The following is a 21,729-nucleotide window of genomic DNA, read 5'->3' as shown; positions in this document are numbered from 1 at the left end:
CCCCTACCTCTCTCACTTATCACAATAATGCCTGCAAATGGTTGTCAAAAGACATCATATGCAATTTACTGTCTTTGATAATCCGCTCAGAATGTTCAGCATTATTCGCGTCAATTTGTACCTCTAGCAAAGCATTTACTCTTAGCGCGGTTAGCTGCCCTTGACCATCACTGACGATAAACCCTGTCGGCTCGGTACAGTCGTCGATGTTACTAGCTGATGTCTCAGAGTTAGCTAAAACTGACGCTCCTGCACAATCTGGCAGACTCACATCATCAATCAGCTCACGAGTATGTAAATCATAAATCGCCGCACAGCCACCAATTGGCGTGGTCACACACAGTAAGTTGCGCTCACTATCAACCGCTACGCTAGCGATATATTGGTGAAAGCGTTGCCATTGATTGTTTGGCATGGTTAGTGGGGTAAAGCTGGTATCACCACGTTTATGAGTCAGCACCAATGGGACATTGATGTGTTTTTCACCTTGGAATTGGATACCGATCATCACTGTGCCATCATCGTGCATAGCTAAGTGGCGTACACTCATCTGATTATGCTCAGGAATGACCTGTTCAAGCAGTGCGCCATCGTGACGGTTCAGATACACCAGCGATGGTCGCATGGTATCTAGATTTAGCTCCTCACGAGAGGCTTGTTCGGTTTTGATACCACCGTTTGCAATGACTAGCGTCTCACCATCTGGATGCATAATCAGCTCATGTGGACCGATGCCATGTGAGTCAAACTCTGCTACTTTTCTATAAGCGTCGTCGGCATCATAGATACCAATTTTGCCGGCCAAACTCACCGTGTCATTTTCAGTCACATAGAGCAACCTGCCATCTAAGCTATAGCAAGCATGACCATAAAAATGACGGTTTAAATCAGCTTTGATGGCATATTTTACTTGCCCATTTGACGTATTGAGCACCCAAAACTTTTCACTGGGACGACGACCCATGACGACGACGTCGCGGCTTGGTTCGATAGTATTATGTTGATCGTGAGCTTCAGGTACATGGACAGATACAGGCTGAACAACGATGTCGTGGACACGCTCAGGCATGGTCGTTTGCCAAACGATTTGTCTGTCAGCATCAATACCCACCACACCAAAGTCATGCTCATTTTGGCTTGATAAAGCCTTATTTTTTGGCATAGAGGCGACACCACTAACCCAGCTAACTGGGCGCGCCAGCATCGTCGTCGTGTGCATGGCAGTAAAGTCAGGCGCATCACACTCATCATTATCTATAGCATGATGATAAGCCTGCTTCCCTGTTGCCACTGCTTGCTGACAAGCATAGCGCAAGCGTGTCAGCTTCGACGTTGAATCAGTGGTCGATCGTAATGCCTGCCATTGCGTACGAATACCAGTCACATAGTCTTGTAGGCTGGCATCTGGATGCTGCTGCTTACGATAACGATGGTGAATACCGACCAACGCTGCTGTACCTATTGCGGTCAGCATGGAAGTCGTCAAGAGCTCATGGCGTGCCGAACTTGTACCAGACCCATTAGCGCTATTTGACTGGTCATGACTTTTGGCTGCTGATACGACAGTATTCGCTTCGATAAGAGACATCGTCTAATCGCCATCGGTGCTATTAAAACCCACACGGATACCAAGTGCTGGGATTAACTGGCGTTTAATCAAACGAGTTACCTCTGTAAGATGATCGTATAACGCTTGTTGATCATCCTTATTAGCCTTTGATAAATCTTCTGGCATTTGTGCCAATAATGCGGTCGTGTCGGCAAGTGCAGTCGATAGATTATCCGAGACTTTGTTTTCATCATTGCTGCCAAGGATAGCCGTCAACACGGGATCCGTCATGGCTTTATTGATGGTGTCTAACTTAGCATTGATAATAGCGCGGCTTTGACCAGCGGTAACAGCTGGCAAATGGCCTTTTGCTTTACCCGTCAGACCGAGTGGCTGATCAATGGCATTAGACTTCATGGTCTCAATCAATGACAGTAAAGAGTTAAACCATTGGTTCAAACCTTGATCGCTGTCAGCTACTTTATCAATTGCCAATAAATCAGTGGCGTTCTGCTGCCAGTTTTTTTCGATGGCTTTTAGACGTGTGCTCAACGCACTGCTTGCACTGATCACATAAGCGCATTGACCAGCGTCCAAACTGTCATTGGCAAACAAAGCTTCTTCTAACCCTGGTACGCCCTGTACGATGGCGCTCTCGTTAGCAAGCTGCTCTGGGGTTAGCTTGGGATTGGCAGCAATCAAATCGGCCACGCCACTGTGTACCAGCCCACGCTCGTCAGGGTAATAGTTAATGTACAAGTTACTCATGCTGGCTGTCGCAGGGCCGAAGTTGATCATCTCAGCACTCGACCACGCTTGTGCCAATACGAGCCACTGCGCACGTAATGCTTGTAGCTCATCACCGCTTACTGGCGCTTGTGTACAATGCTTTTGCGCCAACTCATTTAGGAGATCGCTTTGCTTCGCCGCATCGGCATACGCAGGAATCACGATGTCATCTGCCACATGCGTCAAATACGTTTTTTCAGTCTCAGGGCTGATATCCACCGCAACGATCTGCTCAGTGCTTGCTTTGCTGCTTTCTACTGAACTGTCAGTAGCTGCATTGTCTTGCACAACTTTTTGGCTGTCCACATCTGGCGCTTTATTGTCATCAGCAGGTTTGACACAGCTGATAAGCAGTCCTGCACTTAATGCAGACAGCGCCATTGCCAAAGCGTGGTTTATTTTCATAGGTTTCTCGGTATTTATATGAGTAATTATTTCAATCGTTGTATCTGTAATAGGGTAGATTGTTTTATTAATATCTGCCCTATTTAGGTATTAAATGTAAATAAACAATCGCACTTTTATAATGACTTTAAGAACGCATTCAATTCAGCACGCCCTTGTTTATCAAGTTTAAGCACTTCTTTCTGTTGTTTTTCAGACTCTCCACCATGCCATAGAACGGCTTCCATTAGCGTACGAGCACGGCCATCATGCAAAAACGTCGCTTGTGAATCAACCGTTTGAGCAAGCCCTACGCCCCAAAGTGCAGGCGTACGCCACTCATAAGAGTTGGCTAAAAATTCAACTTGGGCATCTTTTGGTGGTAACTTACCAGCAATCGTACGATCAGCGAGATCATCGCCCATATCATGTAATAACAAATCTGTGTAAGGATAAATCACTTGGCCATGCTGCTCAAGATGATCATCGTCGGTTTTTGGCAACTGATATCTTGGCGTATGGCAGCTTTGACAGCCCATGTCATAAAAACGTTTTTTGCCCGCCAGCACCAGCTCATCATCTGCATTACGGCGATGCGGCACTGCGAGATTGCGGGTATAAAACTCTACAAATTTAGCGACCTCATCATTTACTTCAACAGGTGGTTTACCGTTACCTTGCTCATCAGCACCCGTCGTTGCATTTAGACAAGCGGTCTGCGTTGGCATACAGGACTCGTGAGGACGGATGTTTGATGTCAAACCCATGTCTTCGTTAAAGGCACTTTGGTTCTGAGTAATCAGTTTGGTTTGACCCGCTTTCCAACCAAATCGTCCAAGCGCATGCTTGCCGGTTTGTGGATCCATCACCCAGTTGAATTTACCACTGATATCGCTATTGCTACTGTCGCTCGCTTGTTTTTTAATGTCATCATCAGGTATCTGCTCTAACAGCCCAAGCCCAATCATCGGTAGAGCCACACGCGGCGATACCATCATTTCATCGTCAAGAGCACCATAGCCAGGTTTGGTCAGATTAAATGTTGGTGCACGCAGCGTCTCGACATACCCATCAGCAAAGGTGACTGGTTTATCCGTCCACTGCACCGCGATTCTCGCTTCAGCAGGCACGCCCTGAATACCGCGATCTTGTAGCTGACCACCATACATAGGATGAGCCACCTTTTCAATGAGCGAGTCCTTTAGCTGTTGACGCTGCTCATCGGTGGTCGCTGGCATAGACAGACGAAGCAATAAACTATCGGCATCGTCATCAGCGGTCATTGGTGCATGACCACGACCATCTTTTACGTGGCAAGACTGGCAAGCCGCCACATTGAACAATGCGCCAAGTCCATCACGGCTGTCAGTACTGGCAGGTGCGATGACCCATGGCTGCTTAAAGAAGGCATTGCCGATGAAGAACGATCCTTTGCGAGAAGCTGCTAGGTTCGATGAAGGCTTAGAGTAGCTTTCAGCGCTACTAATGCTGATACCAGAGTCGCCGCCCTGCTTGATCTCTTGAGGGTCAAAGCTCACCAGTTGCTGCATCGGTACACCTGCCAGCGCTTCGATATTTTCGGTACGTTCAGATGTTAGCGGTTGGGGGGGTTCACTGGTGCTGACCGTACTTTCATGATTTGAGCCGCTGTCTGATGTATTGTCAGAGACACTATCAGATGGTTGACACGCACTCACAGCAACGACACCCGCGATAATGAGCGCAAGCTTAGAAGGTGTATGTCTTGATAAGTGAACAGCGAGAGGAGTATCAGAGGGTTTGATATAATTGGCGTTCATAGGAGTTAAGTGCCTTAGCGCTAGAGTAGAACCATCAAAATTGCGTCACACCACCTCAATGATATGTCGTCAGAATCATTGTTCATCGACAAATTGCGGCGATACACGGGCCAATTGACCTATTTTAATGCTCGTAAAAATGCGTTGCCAACGGTGGCTGACAACGCATGTATTATATCCAATCTAAGTGTCTAATAAATAGCGGTTACTGCTTTATAACGGCTAATAAGGCATTATAAAGCCAATCAAAAGCTTTTAATTGGTCACAGCTGTCTTAAAATGCTGTACTAAAATTGCGATCCTGCATCAGCGTCTAAGTTATCGATACCAACGGCTTTTGCCGCATTTTCGATACCAACAGTCAGCTCTTGTAAGCTAGTGATACCCGCTTCAACCCATCCACGGCGAACGTTTTGCTCTTCGGCAGAGACACCTTCTTGGCTTGCTTGACCGACAGTTGCAATCATCTGGTCAATTTTGATGCCTTCTTTTTCGCCTTTTTCTACAATAACGTTGAACGCGCCTTCTACTTTGCTAAAGTCAGCAGCCAACTTATCAGCGGCTTCTGTATGTCCGTTATCAGTGAGGTAGTCTTTGATACCATAGCCGCCCACTGTTTTACCCGCGACTGTTTTATAGCTACCGTTAAAGACGTTTTGAATACCGCGAGCATTATTGGCATAGCTCAAATGAGTCAAATCACTGAAGCACTCATGCTCATCTTCGGTAGAGCCAGTCACAAACGCAACCTGCATACGCTCAGAGGCCAACTCACCTAATGCTAAGCTGCCCATTTGATACATAATTTGGCGCAGACCATTGTCGTATTTTCGCGCGATCAAATCACTACGTAAAGTATTCTCAGTATCAGGCTGCCACTGGGCTTCCATCGCGGTCAAATCATCAACCAATAGCTGAGTAGCAGCGGTCAAGAACGCACCGCGACGCTCACAGATACTGGCATCATCATTGACAGTATCACCACTGGTACACTGCCCAGCGTCAGTTGCATAGTCAGTAACTGGACGATTACCCGCGCCTTCTTTTACGCCATTGGTGTCTTGGCCCCACAGCATAAACTCAATCGCATGATAGCCAGTCGTGACATTGGCTTCACTACCACCGATTTCATTCATCTCTGCAAGCAGCTCAGGTGTAATCGTACTGGTATCTTGCTTGATACTGCCGACAGTAATGCTATCGCTATTGATGATGTTTTCTTGGCTGTTATATTTGCCTTCGTAATCATCGCTGACATAATCAATCAGCGCTTCATCGAGTGGCCAAGCATTGATCTGACCTTCCCAGCTATCGATGCTGTTGATGCTACGCTTGTCATTTGCCGTTACGAAGCCTTCATCAAAACGGAAAATCTCAGTTTGTGAGTACGGTTGGCGGGCCGCTTTATAGGCAGCTTTTGCCGCATCAAGATTTTCTTGTGTTGGGGTGGCTACATACGTCTCTACCGCAGTTTGTAGCGCTTTGGCAGTGTCCAACGAGTCTTTGTACGCGGCGTGTGCCATGTTTGCATAACTGATAATCAATCTATCGATGTGTGCTTTTTCGGCTGCGGTCATTTCCGTACCATCACTCGACTCTGTGTTTGCTACTTCTGTCTGTGTCTCTGCCGTCGCAGCAGTGTCTTCATCAGCTTGCTTTGTACAGCCCGACACCATCAATAAGCCTGCAAGTGCAACAGCTAAAGTAGTTGGTAAAATCTTACGGCTCGTTACTGTGGTAATCGTCATACATATCCTCAAGAAATATAGCAAAAAATTCGTTTTGGTTAAGTAGCCTCAATTATTCTGATAATCAAGCCATGTTACAGCAGGCTGTCCTAGCCATGCACATCGGGTCTCAATACGCACGATAAGACATCTAAGATTGCATCGATAGCAAACACTGACAAATTATAGTGTTATTGATAATCATTATCAATATTTAATTTAATATTAACCATATCTATCAATAATCGTTGTTTTAGCCGTATTAAAAATACAAAAAAAAGAGCCAGCATATTGCTGACTCTCTTTGATAGATGGGTGCTAAAAAATAGCGAGCACCTATCCAATAGCTATATATGACTATTGATTAGTTTACGCTCTGTGGTGCATTAACCGTTAGCTCAACACGGCGGTTTTGGCCACGACCGTATTCACTGTTATTGTCTGCAATTGGACGTGATTCACCATAAGCAACAACATTTACACGGTTTGAAGCAACACCGCGAGCTGTCAAGTAGTTGGCAACTGAGTAAGCACGGTCACGTGACAGACCCATGTTGTAAGACGCTGAACCTTTGCTATCAGTGTGACCAGCGATAGTAATCGTGTTTTGGTTATACTGGTTCATGGTTGAAGCAAGTTTGTCTAGCGTTGGCTTGAATGATGAATTAAGTGTTGCATCATCAAACGAGAAAGTGATGCTACCTGGCATAACAAGATCAATGTTACCAGTGGTTGGGTTTTGCTCAACCGTCACGCCTGTACCAGCCATTTGCTGCTCAAGTTGACGAGCTTGACGCTCCATGTAATAACCAACACCAGCACCCAATGCTGCACCAATAGCAGCATCACGACCAGTTTTGTCGCCGCCTGTTGCTTTTGAAATAGTTGCACCACCAACTGCACCAGCTAAACCACCTAAAGCGGCTTTGTTTAGACGCTGTTGTCCAGTGTTTGGATCAGTTGTACAGCCGCTAAGTGCTAGACCTGATGCCACTGCTGCGATCAATAATTTGTTACGCATAATATTTCCTCTTAAGTTTAAAAATTGTATAAATCGTACTTTTTATCAAGATTGTCCATTAATATTTTTTGAGTGCTTATCTACATACCTCATTATTATGGCAACTACAATCTAACTCTGTGTAATATTTTGTCACACCTATGTATGAAAAGTGCAGGTTATATTTCTGTCATTTCAAAGGTTTAGTTTTTGCGCATTGCTACCACTAGTCACGTTTACAGCCGTACACTACAGCATGTTTCTGCTAAAATTATATCGCTGAATTGGGCAGTAGTAGTACTGAGGCAGTATCAATTTGACCGCTTTTAGACGGTAGCACCACTTACTGAGTACTAAGCCAAAAATTTAACACGCCCTATCCTATATAGTCGATTCCATTTGAAAGAAGGTCTAGGCAACCGAGTGCAGGCGTATCAGTGATACTTCTAGCGAAGTACCTGCTGTCACTTTTTTATCATGGCTTGGCCATATCAGCTTCAGCAATATATGTCTTATTATTAATCAAATAGAATGAAAAGGATTGAGCATGCGATTGACATCTACCATTCGAAAAATGCATAAACGTACACCTAAATTGGGTAAAGCGGTGTCACTTGCCACCGCAACTGGTGTCATCGCTGCCAATAGCTTCGGTGGTAGTATTCCTCTATGGTTAATGGGTGTCGGCAAAGTGATCACTGGTGCCTCTATTGCGGACAAAGCAGTCATCAAAATCGCCACTCACTGGATCAGTAGCAACAGTGCTTTAATCGATGATATGTTGCCGCGCAAAGATTGGCGTATCACGCTACCAGACGATATTCATACCAATGGTAAATACCTACTGGTTAGTAATCACCAATCATGGGTCGATACCAGTATCGTGCAGTATATTGGCGAAAAACGCTTGCCACTCACGCGGTTTTTTACCAAGTTTGAGCTGATTTATATTCCCATCGTTGGCCAAGCTTTTTATTTTTTAGACTTTCCAATGATGCGCCGACATTCAAAAGAAGCCGTCGCCAAAAACCCTGCTCTAAAAGGCAAAGACATCGAAGAAGCAAAGCGTGCCTGTGCCCTTTTAAAAGACAAACCTTTTACCCTACTCAACTATCTAGAAGGGACTCGCTTTACCAAGGCCAAACAAGCTCAGCAAAAATCACCTTATACGCATTTACTAAAACCTCGTGCGGGTGGCTTATCATTGGCTATCAGCGCGTTAGGGGAAGATATCGATGGCATATTAGACATGACCATCGTGTACCCAGACGGTGTGCCAAGCTATGGCGATCTTTGGAAAGGCAATATCAAACGCTTGGGCGTTGATTTGAGGTACATCGATATACCAGATGCGTTGTTCGAAAGTATCAAACAAGGCGGCTACGAAGATGATGATGACATAAAAATGCAAATGTTTGACTGGGTTGAGCAAATATGGCGCCAAAAAGATGAACGCATTACCACTATGTTGGCGGAGTTCAAAACAAACCCTAACACTCCGAACACTTAGCATTTTTAGATGGCTATCGAGTGAATTGAAGACATGCCCTAGAACAACGATGGTATCTGATAATAAACGTAGGGTGTGTCAGCATCGTGATTGACCGCTGTTTTGTCAAACCTTGACGTTAAATAGCAATATGTAAATGATAATGCGTAATTATAGTGAAAGATGGGTTGTTTTTTGGCCCTATTCATTGATAATGTGAATAGTCATCCGTTCAGGACTTTTGACGGTTAGTGACTTGATAGCCCTATACTATTTAAGTTGCTTATTCTTTGTGCCATTTATCATTTATAAGGTTTGACTGTGCCCGTATCTTCTACTACTAGCCTGCCTCTAGACTCAGCGCCCGAACAGTCGCCTCGTCTGCCCGATAATAAGCCACCACACCACCACCATCCAAAGCCCAGTCGCTTAAAACTTACTTACGATATCGTGATGATTATCGTCATCAGTATCGATCTTTTATTGATCAGTATTGATGCTATTTTGATGAGCAGTTTTAGTAGCAGTGCTGCAGAGTGGTTGACGCTAAGTGAAGCGCTTAATTGGTATCAGACAACGCTGCATGATCCTTTACGCACCACTGGCGGATTTTTTACCATCTTTTTGGTCGTTGAGTTGTTGTTGCGCTGGGTGATTGCCATCAAACAAAAAGCCTACTATCGCTGGTTCTTTTTTCCCTTTGTTCATTGGTATGAAGTATTAGGCTGTTTTCCGCAGCTACGTGCTTTGCGACTGCTTCGAGCAGTAGTGATTGGACGACGGCTATATCAGCTTGGCTACCAAGTACTGCCACAGACGTGGATCAACCGAATCAAATTCTACATTGACCTATTATTAGAAGAGCTCTCTGATCGTGTTATTTTGACAGCGATACAGAATTTTCGACAAGAATTGACCAACCCCGAAGCACACAAATCATTCATTGAGTCAGCCATTACTCGCAATCGCAATGAGATCAAGGCCGCTGTTCTCTCTTTACTACGAACAGAGCTTGCACCAAAGCTACAGGAACTGACTGCGTCATCAGGCGGTGGCAGTATATTGGCCAGCGAAATGGGCAATGCCATTGAAGAAGGACTGGCCAACACACCTGAGTTACGACGCTATTTGCGCATGATACCTATCGCTGGTAGCTTGATTGAATCACAGCTACATCACGTCGGACACAATATCGGTGAAAACGTCGTGAATGCTTTAAACAAGCGCCTCTTAGACCCTGAGCGCCTTGACTTATTGATGGTGGCTATTGCCAGCGGTATCGCGCAAATAGACACCAATAACACAGCGCTAGATGTCTTGATTTCGAGTATCATTGAGGACAGTTTGACTGAGTTTGAAGCACAAGTAAAAGTGCAGCAATGGAAGCACCAAGACATGCTAAATCTATGATCTAGGCCGTACCATCAATTAGGCCATGTCCTAGAATATTTATATATTTAGTGGCCCAAAAATGGCCAATAATATGATGCAATGACAGACATGATACCGCGAATACCGTGACAGAATTATTTTTAAGGGTTTATATATGACAGTTTCAGCTAACGATAACCAGACTACGCCAGCGCTAGCATTTTATGGCAAGATGCTGACGTTTTCACGCTTACAGTTTAGTACAAGTGATCTAGCAGCTATAGAAGCTCAGCTTGCTGAAACGCTCAGCAACAAATCAAGCAATATTCCTATCCTTATCGATAGCGATGTTGAACAAAATCTATCAGCATTAGTAGAACTACTATGGTCATGGGGGTTACAGCCTATCGGCGTAGTGACAGGTGTACTCGACTCACAAGCACATGAGCAACGCTTGGCGATATTCCCAGCAGATGGTAAGCGTATCGAACGTATCTTACCCAGTAAAAAAGCCCCTACTCCTGCCGTTCAAGCGACAGAAAATACGACTGCCGAATCAGTCAATGCGAACAGCGTAGATAGCGCTTCTACCACGAGCGAGCCTGCCACTGAAACGACCTTATCAACTCTTCCTCCAGAGACATTGGTCAGCACTCAGCATATTACCAGTCTGATTTATGACCAAATGCTACGCTCAGGACAAAGCCTCAATCACGTTGGCGGCGACTTGATTTTGACCAGTAGTATCAATAGCGGTGCCGAGGCAATTACTGACAATAGCTTGCATGTATATGGCCGTGCCCAAGGTCGTTTGGTCGCAGGAGCAACTGGTGATAAAGATGCTCGTATCTTCTGCCAAGTCTTCAACCCTTCTTTGGTTTCAGTAGCAGGAACCTATTGCTTACGAGACAACTTACCTGAACATGTCATCGACAAATCTGTACAAGTAAAATTTGTGGAAGGTGAAGGTTTGGTATTTACAGTGATGGACGAAGCATAAGTTTTTAGTCTATTAAAAATAATACACGGTAAGGTGACGTTATAGAAAACTAAGATGGTTAAGCTGACGTATTGGTTCAGTCAGAAAACAGCGTTATGACCCTAGGGCGTGCTCTAGTTATACCGAGCAAAAAAGCTGACTGACCTATATATAAGTTGTTTTTCTGCTTTAGTATCGACCTGCTATAAATTTTTGTTTATTTATGCTAGGCTAGCTTCGCAGATAGTGTATATATGTTAAATAAATAACGTGTAATCATGCTATTTATATAAAAGATATCCCATTGATTCATAGGAGTGTGCCATTGTGGCGAAGATAGTTGTAATCACTTCAGGTAAAGGCGGTGTGGGTAAAACCACGACAAGCGCTTCTTTTGCCGCTGGTTTGGCGTTACGTGGCTATAAAACGGTTGTTATCGATTTTGATGTAGGTCTACGTAATCTAGACTTAATCATGGGTTGTGAAAACCGAATTGTTTATGACTTCGTTGATGTCATCACTGGAAATGCGCGCTTGTCGCAAGCACTTGTCAAAGATAAACAGCTCGAAAACCTATATATCCTCCCAGCCAGTCAGACACGCGATAAAGACGCACTGACAGATGAAGGGGTATCTGAGGTAATGGCTGAGCTTTCTAAACAGTTTGATTATATCATTTGCGACTCACCTGCCGGTATCGAGCGCGGTGCGCAGCTAGCGATGTATCATGCAGATGAAGCCATCATCGTCACCAACCCTGAGATTTCTTCAGTGCGTGACTCAGACCGTATTATTGGTATTTTACAAAGCCAGACCAAAAAGGTTGAAGAAAACCAAGGCTCTGTACGTGAGCATTTGATTATTACTCGTTATAACCCCGAACGTGCTGCTGCCAACGAGATGATGGACATTGATACGATTTCGAATGATATCCTAAAAGTACCACTACTTGGGGTTGTTCCTGAAAGTCACTCAGTGCTTGAAGCGTCTAACCACGGCGAGCCCGTTATTCATTATACCGACTCTGTTGCTGGTCAATGTTATGATGACATTGTCGCCCGTTTTTTAGGCGAAGAACGTCCATTACGTCATATTGACGTCAAGAAAAAGAGTTTATTACAGCGCTGGTTTGGAGGTTAATGATGACTAAGAAAAAAGGATTTTGGAGTAGCCTGTTTGGTACTGACGACAGCAATAATGCCGGTAGCGCGAATCTAGCAACGGAACGTCTAAAAGTTATCGTTGCGAGCGAAAATAGATTGAACAATCGCTTAACGGTTGACCGTATTGAAAAAATGAAGCGTGAAATTTTAGAAGTGGTTAATAAGTACGTCAACGGTGTGCAAATTGATGATGTTAATATCAATCATCGTTCTGAAGACAGCTTGGATGTGTTAGAGATGAATATCAACTTACCTGAGCATAAAAAGTAACGCTCTAAAAAGCAGATATCTCAACATATAGCTCTCTACGATTCATTTAAAAAAAGCCCTAAGTATGATACTTAGGGCTTTTTTACGCCTATCGATTGTCATACTTTACTTAACAGCATGTCTTTACTGAACAGTATGATCGATTGCAGGTTATTTCATACGTGCAATTAGGTTGTCTTTTTTAACAAACTGATGATATAGCGCTGCACCTATATGTAAAACTGTAAAACCAATAATCGTTGGCCAAATAATATCAGTATGTAAGTCATTATAAAAACGTGCCAAACTTCTATCTGGGGTGACAAACACAGGAATCTGGAATACACCAAAAATATCGACGGGTCGACCACCATACACTGACATCAATAACCCAGCGAGCGGCATGGCAATTAATATGGCATAGAGTGCGAAATGCGATAGTTGAGATGCTAACATCTGCCATTTTGGCATAGACAATGATGGTGGCGCTTTGGTAAAAATACGGTTGATGACTCGTGCAATCATCCAAAACAGCAAGCTTACGCCAAAGGCTTTATGGAACCCAATATACAGATTGCTATCTAAATTCTCATGTAACAATATCATTATCCATGTGACTAATAGTAAAACTGCACTAATCCAATGAAAAATACGGCTACTAACTGACCACTTTGATACGTTTGAGTTGATACTATTCATGAGCGGCTCTATTACCTCTATCAGGAGTTATCTCTAATCAATTTCACAAGCAAGATAGCAACTCATTGAACAATCAAACTCATCAACGCGCCCTAGGCTACTACCTATAGCGTGGAGCATACCGCAAATAGTGATAAGAATCTAGCCGTCCAGATCAATCAGGTAATGTGCAATTTTGTCTAAATCAGGCACCAAGTAGGTTTCGCCATCAATCATCACTGTTTGATACCGATAAGATGAGACATCATTTTTATCGAAATATGCTTCCGTATTTTCGATATTGATGCCGTTAGAATGCTCAGATGTCACCACATCTTTTACTTCAGAAATACGTGCTTGCAGCTGACGTAACCCGCCAGCCGTCTGTAATGCAAAGCGGTGATCAATCGTATTACCTTCCAAGACAATTATCTTTTCTGGTACTTGATCTTGTGGTAGTAAATGAAACACAGCCAAACCTTGCTGTTGCCAGTCATACCTAGAGATATACTGTTGACACTCATCCACACTCAAGATGAGGCTGCTCGGAATAATCCAATCAGGCTGGTTAACTGCTGGCACAATAGTGACGTCAAGCATACCGTTATTAGTCGTCAGTAGACTCACGGCTTCAAACGAGTGTTTCAAAATTTGTTTCATACATCGCTCACAACAAGTTAGCGTGAATGGCTGGTTGCCTTTTCACCAATATAATCAATCAGTTTTTTTGCTAAATCTGTCGGACTGCCAACAAAGCCGCAGTATCCTGAATCAATAATAGCCTGAGGCTGACTTGGACACGCACTCAAACTTGGATCTTGCGCCCACAACTGACTGTTATTGTCTTGGATTAGATCCAGATACTGAGAGCCATCATTACCCATACCTGAGAATATGATATTAATCAGCTCGCTACCATGAACATCACTGGTATTTTTGAGAAGTTGTCCGATAGCAGGTTTGTATTCACCAACCCAATCTTGATCTAACAGTATCACACGACCTGTCGAATCACAGACAATTTGCTTATCAATAGGTACTATCAGACATTGGCCTGCTTGTAACCTCTGTGAAGAAGCAATGACTTTACAGCGCCAGTCATTATGACGATTGAGTATGCGAGGCAATGTACCTATCATGGTCTGATTAAAGTGATGCGCCAATAAAATACAAATCGGTAATGTGGCTGGTACGTTGTCTAAAAACTCTTTGACAGCACTAGGGCCACCCATAGACGCACCCAAAAACACGACGTAACGCCATGCAGTATCATCCTCTTTATAAGCTGGGACATCTGCCAAGACTGGTAAGTCGAGCAACTCTGCAAACTTGCGCTTTAATTTGCGCTGCCATTTTGCATATTGCTGTGGTTCGTTTAGATAAGGTGCCTGACTGAAACCCACCAGTACTGCCGCTGGTTTGGAAGCCACAGTCGCCATGGCAACACTGTCATCATAATCACTGTCTATAAGCCAAATATCGATAGCGACATTAGCAAGATCTCGCCTTTCCTGCCATTGTGCGCGTGACACACAGCCGATAAGCGTAAATCCGTAACTATGTACCGTATCCGAAAAAGCCATACGCTGGCGATGATCTTCTGCCACCACCAGCACTGTGATATCGTTTTTATTTTTTTTACGCAGTGCTAAAACACGTGCATTATCCTTCATTAGTCAGGCTGACCCCTTCACCTAGTAATTTTTGCATTTTATTGAGCAGTTCTTTTTCTTGGAATGGCTTACCCATGTAATCATTTACACCAATCTCTAGAGCACGCTCGCGATGTTTTTCTCCAGTACGTGACGTTATCATGATAATTGGAATATGCTGCAAACGCTTACTATGTCTGACTTGGGTCGCAACCTCAAAACCATCCATACGTGGCATTTCGATATCAAGCAATATCATGTCTGGTGTCATATCTTGTAATATCTCGATTGCATCGATACCATCTTTCGCAACTGCTACATTGAACCCTTGACGCTCCAAGAAACGCGACGTTACTTTACGTACTGTCACTGAATCATCGACGACTAAAATAGTAGATTTAGATTCGATACGTCCTCTTTTAGCATCAGCAGCTTTCGAGATATTTTTGACCAACTGTGCATTACGCATCAAAGCAATCAGGTCTAAAATGAGCATGACCGAACCATCACCCATGATAGTAGCAGCTGAAACACCTGGGATGTTCGACAATTGCTGGCCTAGCGGTTTGACAACAACTTCTATACGCGAACCGGCAATCTGATCCACTTGCAAAGCAATATTCTGCCCAGTACGGTTCTTAATAATGATAAGCGGTAAGCTAGTATTGGTATTCACTACCAGCTCATTCAGTTTGTTGCCTGATAAAATCTCATTTAGATAGCGCACTCGATAATCAGAATCTTCAAAGTTTAGCGTGGCGTCATTGGACTGATAATAATCATAGAGCTTTTCTGGATTAACACGTACCACGCGCTCAATCTGTACCAATGGTATGGCATAGTAGCGATCTGCAGCACGAACAACCAACGCATCAGATACGGCTACAGTCAACGGTAAACGCATAGTAAAGCGCGACCCTTTCCCTAACTCCGAAACAACCGATACCGCACCACCCAATTGGCGGATTTCACTAATAACAACATCCATACCAACACCGCGCCCAGAGATCTGGGTCACTTGCTTACTGGTACTCAATCCAGCGTTGAAAATATATTGCATAATATCAAGATCAGTCAGACTGTTGTCATCTGCATCGATAAGACCTTGAGAAATGGCTTTACTACGCACTGCTTCAACATCGATACCACGACCGTCATCTATTAATTGTATGACGATCTCGCTACCTTCGCGACTTACTTCAAGCGTAATATGTCCGCTACGTTCTTTGCCTGCTTTTAGGCGCGCGGAGGTGGTCTCAATACCATGATCGACAGCGTTGCGCAGCATATGCTCGAGTGGTGAAGTGATGCGCTCTAGGATGGTTCTATCCATCTCGTCATCAGCATTGATAATGGTCAGATCAACGGATTTATTAAGCTCATTAGCGGTTTGACGCACGATACGCTCAAGACGTGGTGTCAAGCGTGTAAATGGCACCATACGCGAATTCATCAGCCCGTCTTGCAACTCAGTCTGAGTACGAGACAGCTGTAGCAGTAAGCTTTCACTATCGCGTGTTTTTTCTAATAATGTATGATTAATATCAACCAAATCCGAGGCTGACTCCGTCAACGACTTGGACAGTTGATTCAAAGAAGAATACTGATCCATTTCTAGAGGGTCAAAACCTTCATTGTTGATTAGCTCATCATCTATCTGCGATAAAATCTGCGCTTCTAATTCAATTTCCATACGGCGCAGCTGATCTGCCAATCGCTGTACCGTCGTACCCATTTCTTCAATACTGTTTGTTAAGCTACTGATGCCCATATCAATACGAGCGCGGTTAATCGCTGACTCACCAGATAAGTTAATCATATGCTCAATCAAGCCACCTGAGATACGAATCATCTCATTGCTATTAGCGTTCTGATCTTCCTCACTAGCTTCTCTATGCATAGATGGCATTTCACTGATATCTTTTGCAAGATATTGTGAGTCCTGATTTTCTTTGGCAATTAAAATTGCTTCACGCTGTGCTTGCAGAGATTCTTTAGGTATTGTTTTTAGACTATCAGGGTTTTTGCTGAACTGCTCTAGCGCCTCAATCAATAATGCAGGCGTTGGTGGATTCACCTGTTGTTGCAGAATAAAGACCGCATCGGCAAGCCAATCATGACTGGCCACTAGCAACTCTAATACTTTTTTGGTGGCTGGACGGCGATTGCTAACAAAATCGGTATAAACCGTTTCCATTTCATGAGCCAAATCAGCAATACCAGCAGCCGTGACCATGCGTGCACCACCTTTTATGGTATGCAAATCGCGTTGGAGCGCTTGTAATGCTGTTGTATTATTGGTGTCTTTTAAAAATAAATGTAGATATTTATTGCGATTGGTAAGCTCTTCTGCCTCTTCCAAAAACACTGCTAATATATCAGGATCAGGTAGTCCATTGGCCCATGACTGTTTGATCATTCTATCTAGGCTTATGGTATCTAAGGCTTCCTTATTATGATCAGTAACCTCAGTCACTGCGCTTTGCACTTCAGGTTCAAAATGATTTTTTGGTACTGGTATGACTAATTCGACTATTTCCGGTAAGGTTTTTGTTTTTTCAAGCTGCTGCAGTTGCTCAATAAGCGTTGTGGTAAAGAAGGATTTTTTGGTATTGACGATATGCATCACTTGCAATGACATGGTGTCCTGCACCATCTGCATAATTTCAAGCCACTGAGCCGTTGGCACTCTCCGGCCTTCTACGAATGACTCATAGACACTTTCAGCTTCGTGGGTCAAGTCACCGATACTACGGATGCCAGCCATTCGAGCACCACCTTTGATGGTGTGCAAATGACGCTGCAAAACTTTTAGTGAATTGATATTCGTAATATCAGCACGCCATTTGTTGAAACTTTCGTCTAGCGCAACATCAAGCTCTTGAGCCTCTTCTAAGAAAATTTCTAATAACTCAACGTCTGTGTCAATAGTTTCAAGTTGTAGCTCAGGTGCAGAGGTGGCTCTAACGATAAAATCATCACCTTCATTATCATCATGACTTTCTTGACTTTCTTGACTTTCTTGATTTTCTTGATTTTCTTGATTTTCTTGATAAATACTCTGTAGCTCATCAAGTATTTGCTTGTCTATTTTTAATGACGTGCTACCAGCCAAAGCATCAAACAGTCCTACTAACTGCGCATGGCCAGCATGCAGTACCGCTTGAACGTCTTTGTCTCTTGCTTCATCAAGATTATTGCTCAGATAACGATATACATTACCCAGCTCATTAAGAATTGTGACGAACTTCGGAAACGCTTGTGCATTATCCACTAGACTGGCTATTTGTGAAATTTGCTGCTCTATATAGCTTTGGACAGGTCCATGCTCAGCGTTACTAAGCGCCTCACCCAATTCCCACTCAGCATCTAACAACGCTGCAATATTACTATCTAATAACTCTTCTATCGTTGGTTTCTTATCAGACATCACGGTAGCGTCATTAATAATATACTGCTCACCAAGCATCGCTTGCAATGATGCTATATCTTGTTGGCTTTGCGACCGCTCGTCCTCTACTGATACGTCATTATGTTTATAATTACTTAAGTAACCATCTATTAGCTTGGCTGACTGAGCCAATGCTTCTAAATGTTGAGCATTCATACCAGTATCTTGCTGCTGTAATAACTCTAAGCTGTGCTCTATCGTTGCACTGACTTCGCTGATAGCGGCTAAAGCACTAGAACCAGACGCGCCTCGCAAAGTATGGAATGCGCGGACGATTTCATCTGTGACTTCGATACAAGTCTGATTTCTGTTACTTGTCACAAACTGATCAATATGACCAAGCAACTCTTCTGCTTCATCAATAAATATCTTACAGAATACTTTTTCTTCCTCGCTTTGAGGCGTCAAGTTAACTGGGGCCTCTGCCATTTTTTCATTAACTGAATAGAAGGTTTGCAAGGTAGTGTCTATTGCTGCGGTGCTACTATCAGCATCAGCATGATCAACTTCAGAACTATCGGCTTTTTGTGCGAACAAAGCGGAATAGCTAAATTCACTGCTTTGTTGTTTGCTATACGCATTCGCACAGGCAACCCACAACGGCACAACAGCGGGATAGTCTTGAGTATTGTTTTCGAATACTGTGAGCATTTGAGGATAAGCTGCTAATACATCTGCAATCAACTGACGCATATCAGCGGAGGTAGTCACACTATTGTCCAAAACACGGTTAAGCATGTTTTCTATAGACCATGCTAATTCAGCAGTATAATGTGCCCCCACCATACGGCCTGAACCTTTTAAGGTATGAAAGCCACGGCGAATATCTTTTAGCGGTTCTAAGTTGGTCGGTTCCAGCTGCCAATTTTCGTATAACGGTACGATTTCTACCAATACTTCATTGGCCTCTTCTATAAATATCTCTTTGATATCAGGATCTGCATCGTTAGCATCAGTGGCTAGTTGCTCAGTTTCCTTCATAAAGGGTGCGAGAACCTCTGGAATTTCCAATGTAGACAAAGATTCGTTTATATTTTCTTCTCTACTATCAGAACTAATGATTGATTCAGTATCATCGGAGGCCAACAGTGGCGCTTTTAGCTCTGAATCATTTTTTGAGGCGGCGGCAGTAGTATCTGGTGCAGCTTCCTCTGATATAGCCATTTTAAGATCGGGTATATTCAGTCCAGTATTAAGAGGCTGCTGTTCCATCAAATTACTACTTTGTAAAATAGTAATGGCAGGATCAAAGCTTGGCAATCGCTGCGCTTCAAAATCTGATAACAATGCTGGTATATTTTTTGTCGTCTCAATCACTAGGTTGACCACGTCATCTGTTACAGGTAACGTGTTATCTAGCAAACGATTGAGGAGGTTTTCGATTGACCATGCCATCTCACTGATACTAAAAGCACCCACCATACGACCTGACCCTTTTAGAGTATGGAAACCTCTACGTACTTCAGTCAATGGTGTCAAATCTTGTGGGTCTTGCTGCCAAATCGGCAGAAAATCTTCTAAATCAGCAGTAACTTCTGTGACTTCTTCGATAAAAATATCATGAATCTCTTCATCGGTCTCAAATCTGTCAGGCTTAGTTTTCTCGCGAGCTTGCTTCAATGCATCGCTTTCTGTACTAACGGACAGATTGTCCGCATCTTGATCTATTACCCTTTCATCATCTGAATTGATAACAGGCACAATCTCACCACTATCATCGTAACGCAAGACATCCGTCACTGCTGCTTTGTGAGCAAGTACTGACTCAGCAAGCATTTCTGGTGCTTCGATATAAGTATTAAAAAGTTGTATGGCTCTAGCGGTATGTTCATTGGCGAGTGTCAGTAACTGCTGATCAAAAACTTGCTGCGCAAGATAATCTAGCAATAATTCGACAGACGTCAAACTCTCAGCCAGTGCCTCAATCAAATCCCAGCTTGGTACCGCAATCCCATGAGTGTCTAACTGTGCAAATACACTACCTATGTCATCTATGGTCTGACGAATTTCTGGTAATCCCATGTCGTCGAAAGCTTGACCAATATTGGTAAAATCAGCAGTAGCTGGCAACAACCGAACATCTTGACGTTGTATATACTCGTTAAAATTTTGCTTTATCTCTTCTACGGCAATTCGTAACTCACGTAAGCCATTATCTGTAGATATAGCATCGCTCTTACCTATCGATTTGCTATCGTTGCCATCAATCGCTTCAGGTACAGTAGCAAAAGAAGTTGCGTTCCCGATTTTGAGTGAGATTGTTTGCTCAGTACTATATATAGCGCTGTATAATTCTTGCAGTTTGCGTTCAATCTGCCATTGCTCTTGCGCAAACCCTGTTTCTGATACAAAAGACTGCTCTAAATCTGCAACAATTGATTCGATTTGAGAGACATAATAGGTCCAGCCTCGACTTTGCAACTGGCGTTTCATATGTTGTAAAGGCGCGATCAAAGTAGCTGGCTTATCTAACTGAAAGATAAGTGTCTCAAGCTCATTCAATAATCGTGGTAAAAATCGTGGGGCGGTCGTGACGCTTTTTGATACTTCATCCAAAATAGATTGAGTATGCTTGCTACTATACGCTAGGTAACTTAATTCGATATAGACGGACGTTATCAATCTTACAACAGTGCCTGAAGACAATTCATCTGATTGGGTGCAAGACTCTATAACTTGATCAAGCTGACTTAATAATGGTGCGTAATACTCAGGAAGCGGTGTCTCATTATGGGAGAGATCACTTAGCCACAATTCGGTCAAATACCAAAGTCTTTGCAAATCGTTGTCTTGGGTCGTCTGCCATAGATATCGGCTGACTTTCTCCAGCGTACTGAGTAACGTAGGCTGATTGGTATTAGTGACCAGCAACGCTTGTACTTGTTGGCGCCACACTAGTAGCAACTGCTGATATTGTTCACTTGCTAAACTGGCAGTGGCATTATCTGCTGGTATTGCTACCTCAATACTGTTGAGAATACTTTCATTAGTAGCATTATTATTTGCGTGTTCACGCTGAACGTCACTAACATTTGTAGTTAAGTCTGCCGCTATACCGCGTTCTGATAATGCTTGGGTCAGCTCATCAGTCGCTCTATTGATTAGGTCGGTATGATAGCTTCCTATACGCGCATACTGGTTGATTTCACGCTGCAATAACCGATGAGAAAACTGACCGATACGGCGCTCTTTAATAGAAAAATCATCCAGATTTTCTAGTCCCACCAATTGACTCAGTTTACCAGCAATACCTGCTAGTAAAGGAAGGTTAATCATGACCAGTGCACCGCTAATCTGATGATAACGTGCGGTCAATTGCTCATGATCAATGCTGGATTCACCTAATTGCCAACCAGCAGATACCTGTGATAATTGCTGATTGAATAATGGTAATAACCACTCAAGCGTCACTATGTCATTGGGCTGGTTCTTCATAGGGTTATCCTAAC

Annotated in this window: 14 protein-coding genes; 5 read left to right on the top strand and 9 right to left on the bottom strand. The window is 43.5% G+C overall.

Translation table 11 applies throughout. From position 1 onward, the window contains the following. Positions 1-19: 19 nt before the first annotated feature. The 5 genes from QL982_RS07040 to QL982_RS07020 all read right to left on the bottom strand — a co-directional run bounded on the left by QL982_RS07040 (position 20) and on the right by QL982_RS07020 (position 7,269). The gene (locus tag QL982_RS07040; RefSeq protein ID WP_290162759.1) at positions 20-1,588 is read right to left on the bottom strand and encodes a DUF1513 domain-containing protein; all 1,569 of its coding nucleotides are present in this window, start codon (positions 1,586-1,588) and stop codon (positions 20-22) included. Positions 1,589-1,591: 3 nt separating this feature from the next. Then, the gene (locus QL982_RS07035; RefSeq protein WP_290162757.1) at positions 1,592-2,743 is read right to left on the bottom strand and encodes an imelysin family protein; all 1,152 of its coding nucleotides are present in this window, start codon (positions 2,741-2,743) and stop codon (positions 1,592-1,594) included. A gap of 116 nt (positions 2,744-2,859) precedes the next feature. After that, complete coding sequence (locus QL982_RS07030; RefSeq protein ID WP_290162756.1) at positions 2,860-4,521, bottom strand: di-heme oxidoredictase family protein; 1,662 nt, start codon at positions 4,519-4,521, stop codon at positions 2,860-2,862. Positions 4,522-4,808: 287 nt separating this feature from the next. Then, positions 4,809-6,269, bottom strand: coding sequence for an imelysin family protein (locus QL982_RS07025; protein ID WP_290162754.1), 1,461 nt, complete (start codon positions 6,267-6,269; stop codon positions 4,809-4,811). 343 nt (positions 6,270-6,612) lie between these two features. Continuing rightward, the gene (locus QL982_RS07020; RefSeq protein ID WP_290162752.1) at positions 6,613-7,269 is read right to left on the bottom strand and encodes an OmpA family protein; all 657 of its coding nucleotides are present in this window, start codon (positions 7,267-7,269) and stop codon (positions 6,613-6,615) included. A gap of 526 nt (positions 7,270-7,795) precedes the next feature. On the opposite strand from QL982_RS07020, the gene QL982_RS07015 reads away from it, so the two are divergent. From QL982_RS07015 to minE, 5 genes are all read left to right on the top strand, one after another. Continuing rightward, positions 7,796-8,758, top strand: coding sequence for an acyltransferase (locus tag QL982_RS07015; protein ID WP_290162751.1), 963 nt, complete (start codon positions 7,796-7,798; stop codon positions 8,756-8,758). A gap of 300 nt (positions 8,759-9,058) precedes the next feature. Then, positions 9,059-10,147: a hypothetical protein gene (locus QL982_RS07010; RefSeq protein WP_290162748.1), complete on the top strand. Its 1,089-nt coding sequence runs from the start codon at positions 9,059-9,061 to the stop codon at positions 10,145-10,147. A gap of 136 nt (positions 10,148-10,283) precedes the next feature. Continuing rightward, positions 10,284-11,108: a septum site-determining protein MinC gene (gene minC / locus QL982_RS07005; RefSeq protein WP_290162747.1), complete on the top strand. Its 825-nt coding sequence runs from the start codon at positions 10,284-10,286 to the stop codon at positions 11,106-11,108. A gap of 306 nt (positions 11,109-11,414) precedes the next feature. Beyond that, positions 11,415-12,227, top strand: coding sequence for a septum site-determining protein MinD (gene minD, locus QL982_RS07000; protein WP_290162746.1), 813 nt, complete (start codon positions 11,415-11,417; stop codon positions 12,225-12,227). 2 nt (positions 12,228-12,229) lie between these two features. Further along, positions 12,230-12,520, top strand: a complete 291-nt coding sequence (gene minE / locus QL982_RS06995; RefSeq protein ID WP_290162743.1) for a cell division topological specificity factor MinE — start codon at positions 12,230-12,232, stop codon at positions 12,518-12,520. 150 nt (positions 12,521-12,670) lie between these two features. On the opposite strand, the gene QL982_RS06990 is transcribed toward minE, so the two are convergent. The 4 genes from QL982_RS06990 to QL982_RS06975 form a co-directional block, all read right to left on the bottom strand. Then, positions 12,671-13,198, bottom strand: a complete 528-nt coding sequence (locus QL982_RS06990; protein WP_290162741.1) for a cytochrome b — start codon at positions 13,196-13,198, stop codon at positions 12,671-12,673. A 141-nt stretch (positions 13,199-13,339) separates the two neighbouring features. Continuing rightward, complete coding sequence (locus QL982_RS06985) at positions 13,340-13,837, bottom strand: hypothetical protein (RefSeq protein WP_290162739.1); 498 nt, start codon at positions 13,835-13,837, stop codon at positions 13,340-13,342. A gap of 17 nt (positions 13,838-13,854) precedes the next feature. After that, entirely contained in the window at positions 13,855-14,850 is a 996-nt protein-coding gene (locus tag QL982_RS06980; protein WP_290162737.1) for a chemotaxis protein CheB, read from the bottom strand. Continuing rightward, positions 14,840-21,715 (bottom strand): Hpt domain-containing protein, encoded by a 6,876-nt coding sequence (locus QL982_RS06975; RefSeq protein ID WP_290190241.1) that lies wholly within the window; start codon positions 21,713-21,715, stop codon positions 14,840-14,842. Before QL982_RS06975 ends, QL982_RS06980 begins: the two co-directional genes overlap by 11 nt. Between the last annotated feature and the right edge of the window lie 14 nt (positions 21,716-21,729).

The organism is Psychrobacter sp. 5A.1 (genome assembly GCF_030407455.1).
Classification (GTDB): Bacteria; Pseudomonadota; Gammaproteobacteria; order Pseudomonadales; family Moraxellaceae; genus Psychrobacter.
The sequence above is the reverse complement of the archived record's forward strand: the minus strand, read 5'-3'. Positions and strand labels throughout refer to the sequence as shown.

Excerpts from the sequence above, each read along its gene's own strand:
- QL982_RS07040 (WP_290162759.1), bottom strand. The coding sequence starts at position 1,588 with ATGTCTCTTATCGAAGCGAATACTGTCGTATCAGCAGCCAAAAGTCAT.
- QL982_RS07035 (WP_290162757.1), bottom strand. The coding sequence starts at position 2,743 with ATGAAAATAAACCACGCTTTGGCAATGGCGCTGTCTGCATTAAGTGCA.
- QL982_RS07030 (WP_290162756.1), bottom strand. The coding sequence starts at position 4,521 with ATGAACGCCAATTATATCAAACCCTCTGATACTCCTCTCGCTGTTCAC.
- QL982_RS07025 (WP_290162754.1), bottom strand. The coding sequence starts at position 6,269 with ATGACGATTACCACAGTAACGAGCCGTAAGATTTTACCAACTACTTTA.
- QL982_RS07020 (WP_290162752.1), bottom strand. The coding sequence starts at position 7,269 with ATGCGTAACAAATTATTGATCGCAGCAGTGGCATCAGGTCTAGCACTT.
- QL982_RS07015 (WP_290162751.1), top strand. The coding sequence starts at position 7,796 with ATGCGATTGACATCTACCATTCGAAAAATGCATAAACGTACACCTAAA.
- minC (WP_290162747.1), top strand. The coding sequence starts at position 10,284 with ATGACAGTTTCAGCTAACGATAACCAGACTACGCCAGCGCTAGCATTT.
- minE (WP_290162743.1), top strand. The coding sequence starts at position 12,230 with ATGACTAAGAAAAAAGGATTTTGGAGTAGCCTGTTTGGTACTGACGAC.
- QL982_RS06990 (WP_290162741.1), bottom strand. The coding sequence starts at position 13,198 with ATGAATAGTATCAACTCAAACGTATCAAAGTGGTCAGTTAGTAGCCGT.
- QL982_RS06985 (WP_290162739.1), bottom strand. The coding sequence starts at position 13,837 with ATGAAACAAATTTTGAAACACTCGTTTGAAGCCGTGAGTCTACTGACG.
- QL982_RS06980 (WP_290162737.1), bottom strand. The coding sequence starts at position 14,850 with ATGAAGGATAATGCACGTGTTTTAGCACTGCGTAAAAAAAATAAAAAC.
- QL982_RS06975 (WP_290190241.1), bottom strand. The coding sequence starts at position 21,715 with ATGAAGAACCAGCCCAATGACATAGTGACGCTTGAGTGGTTATTACCA.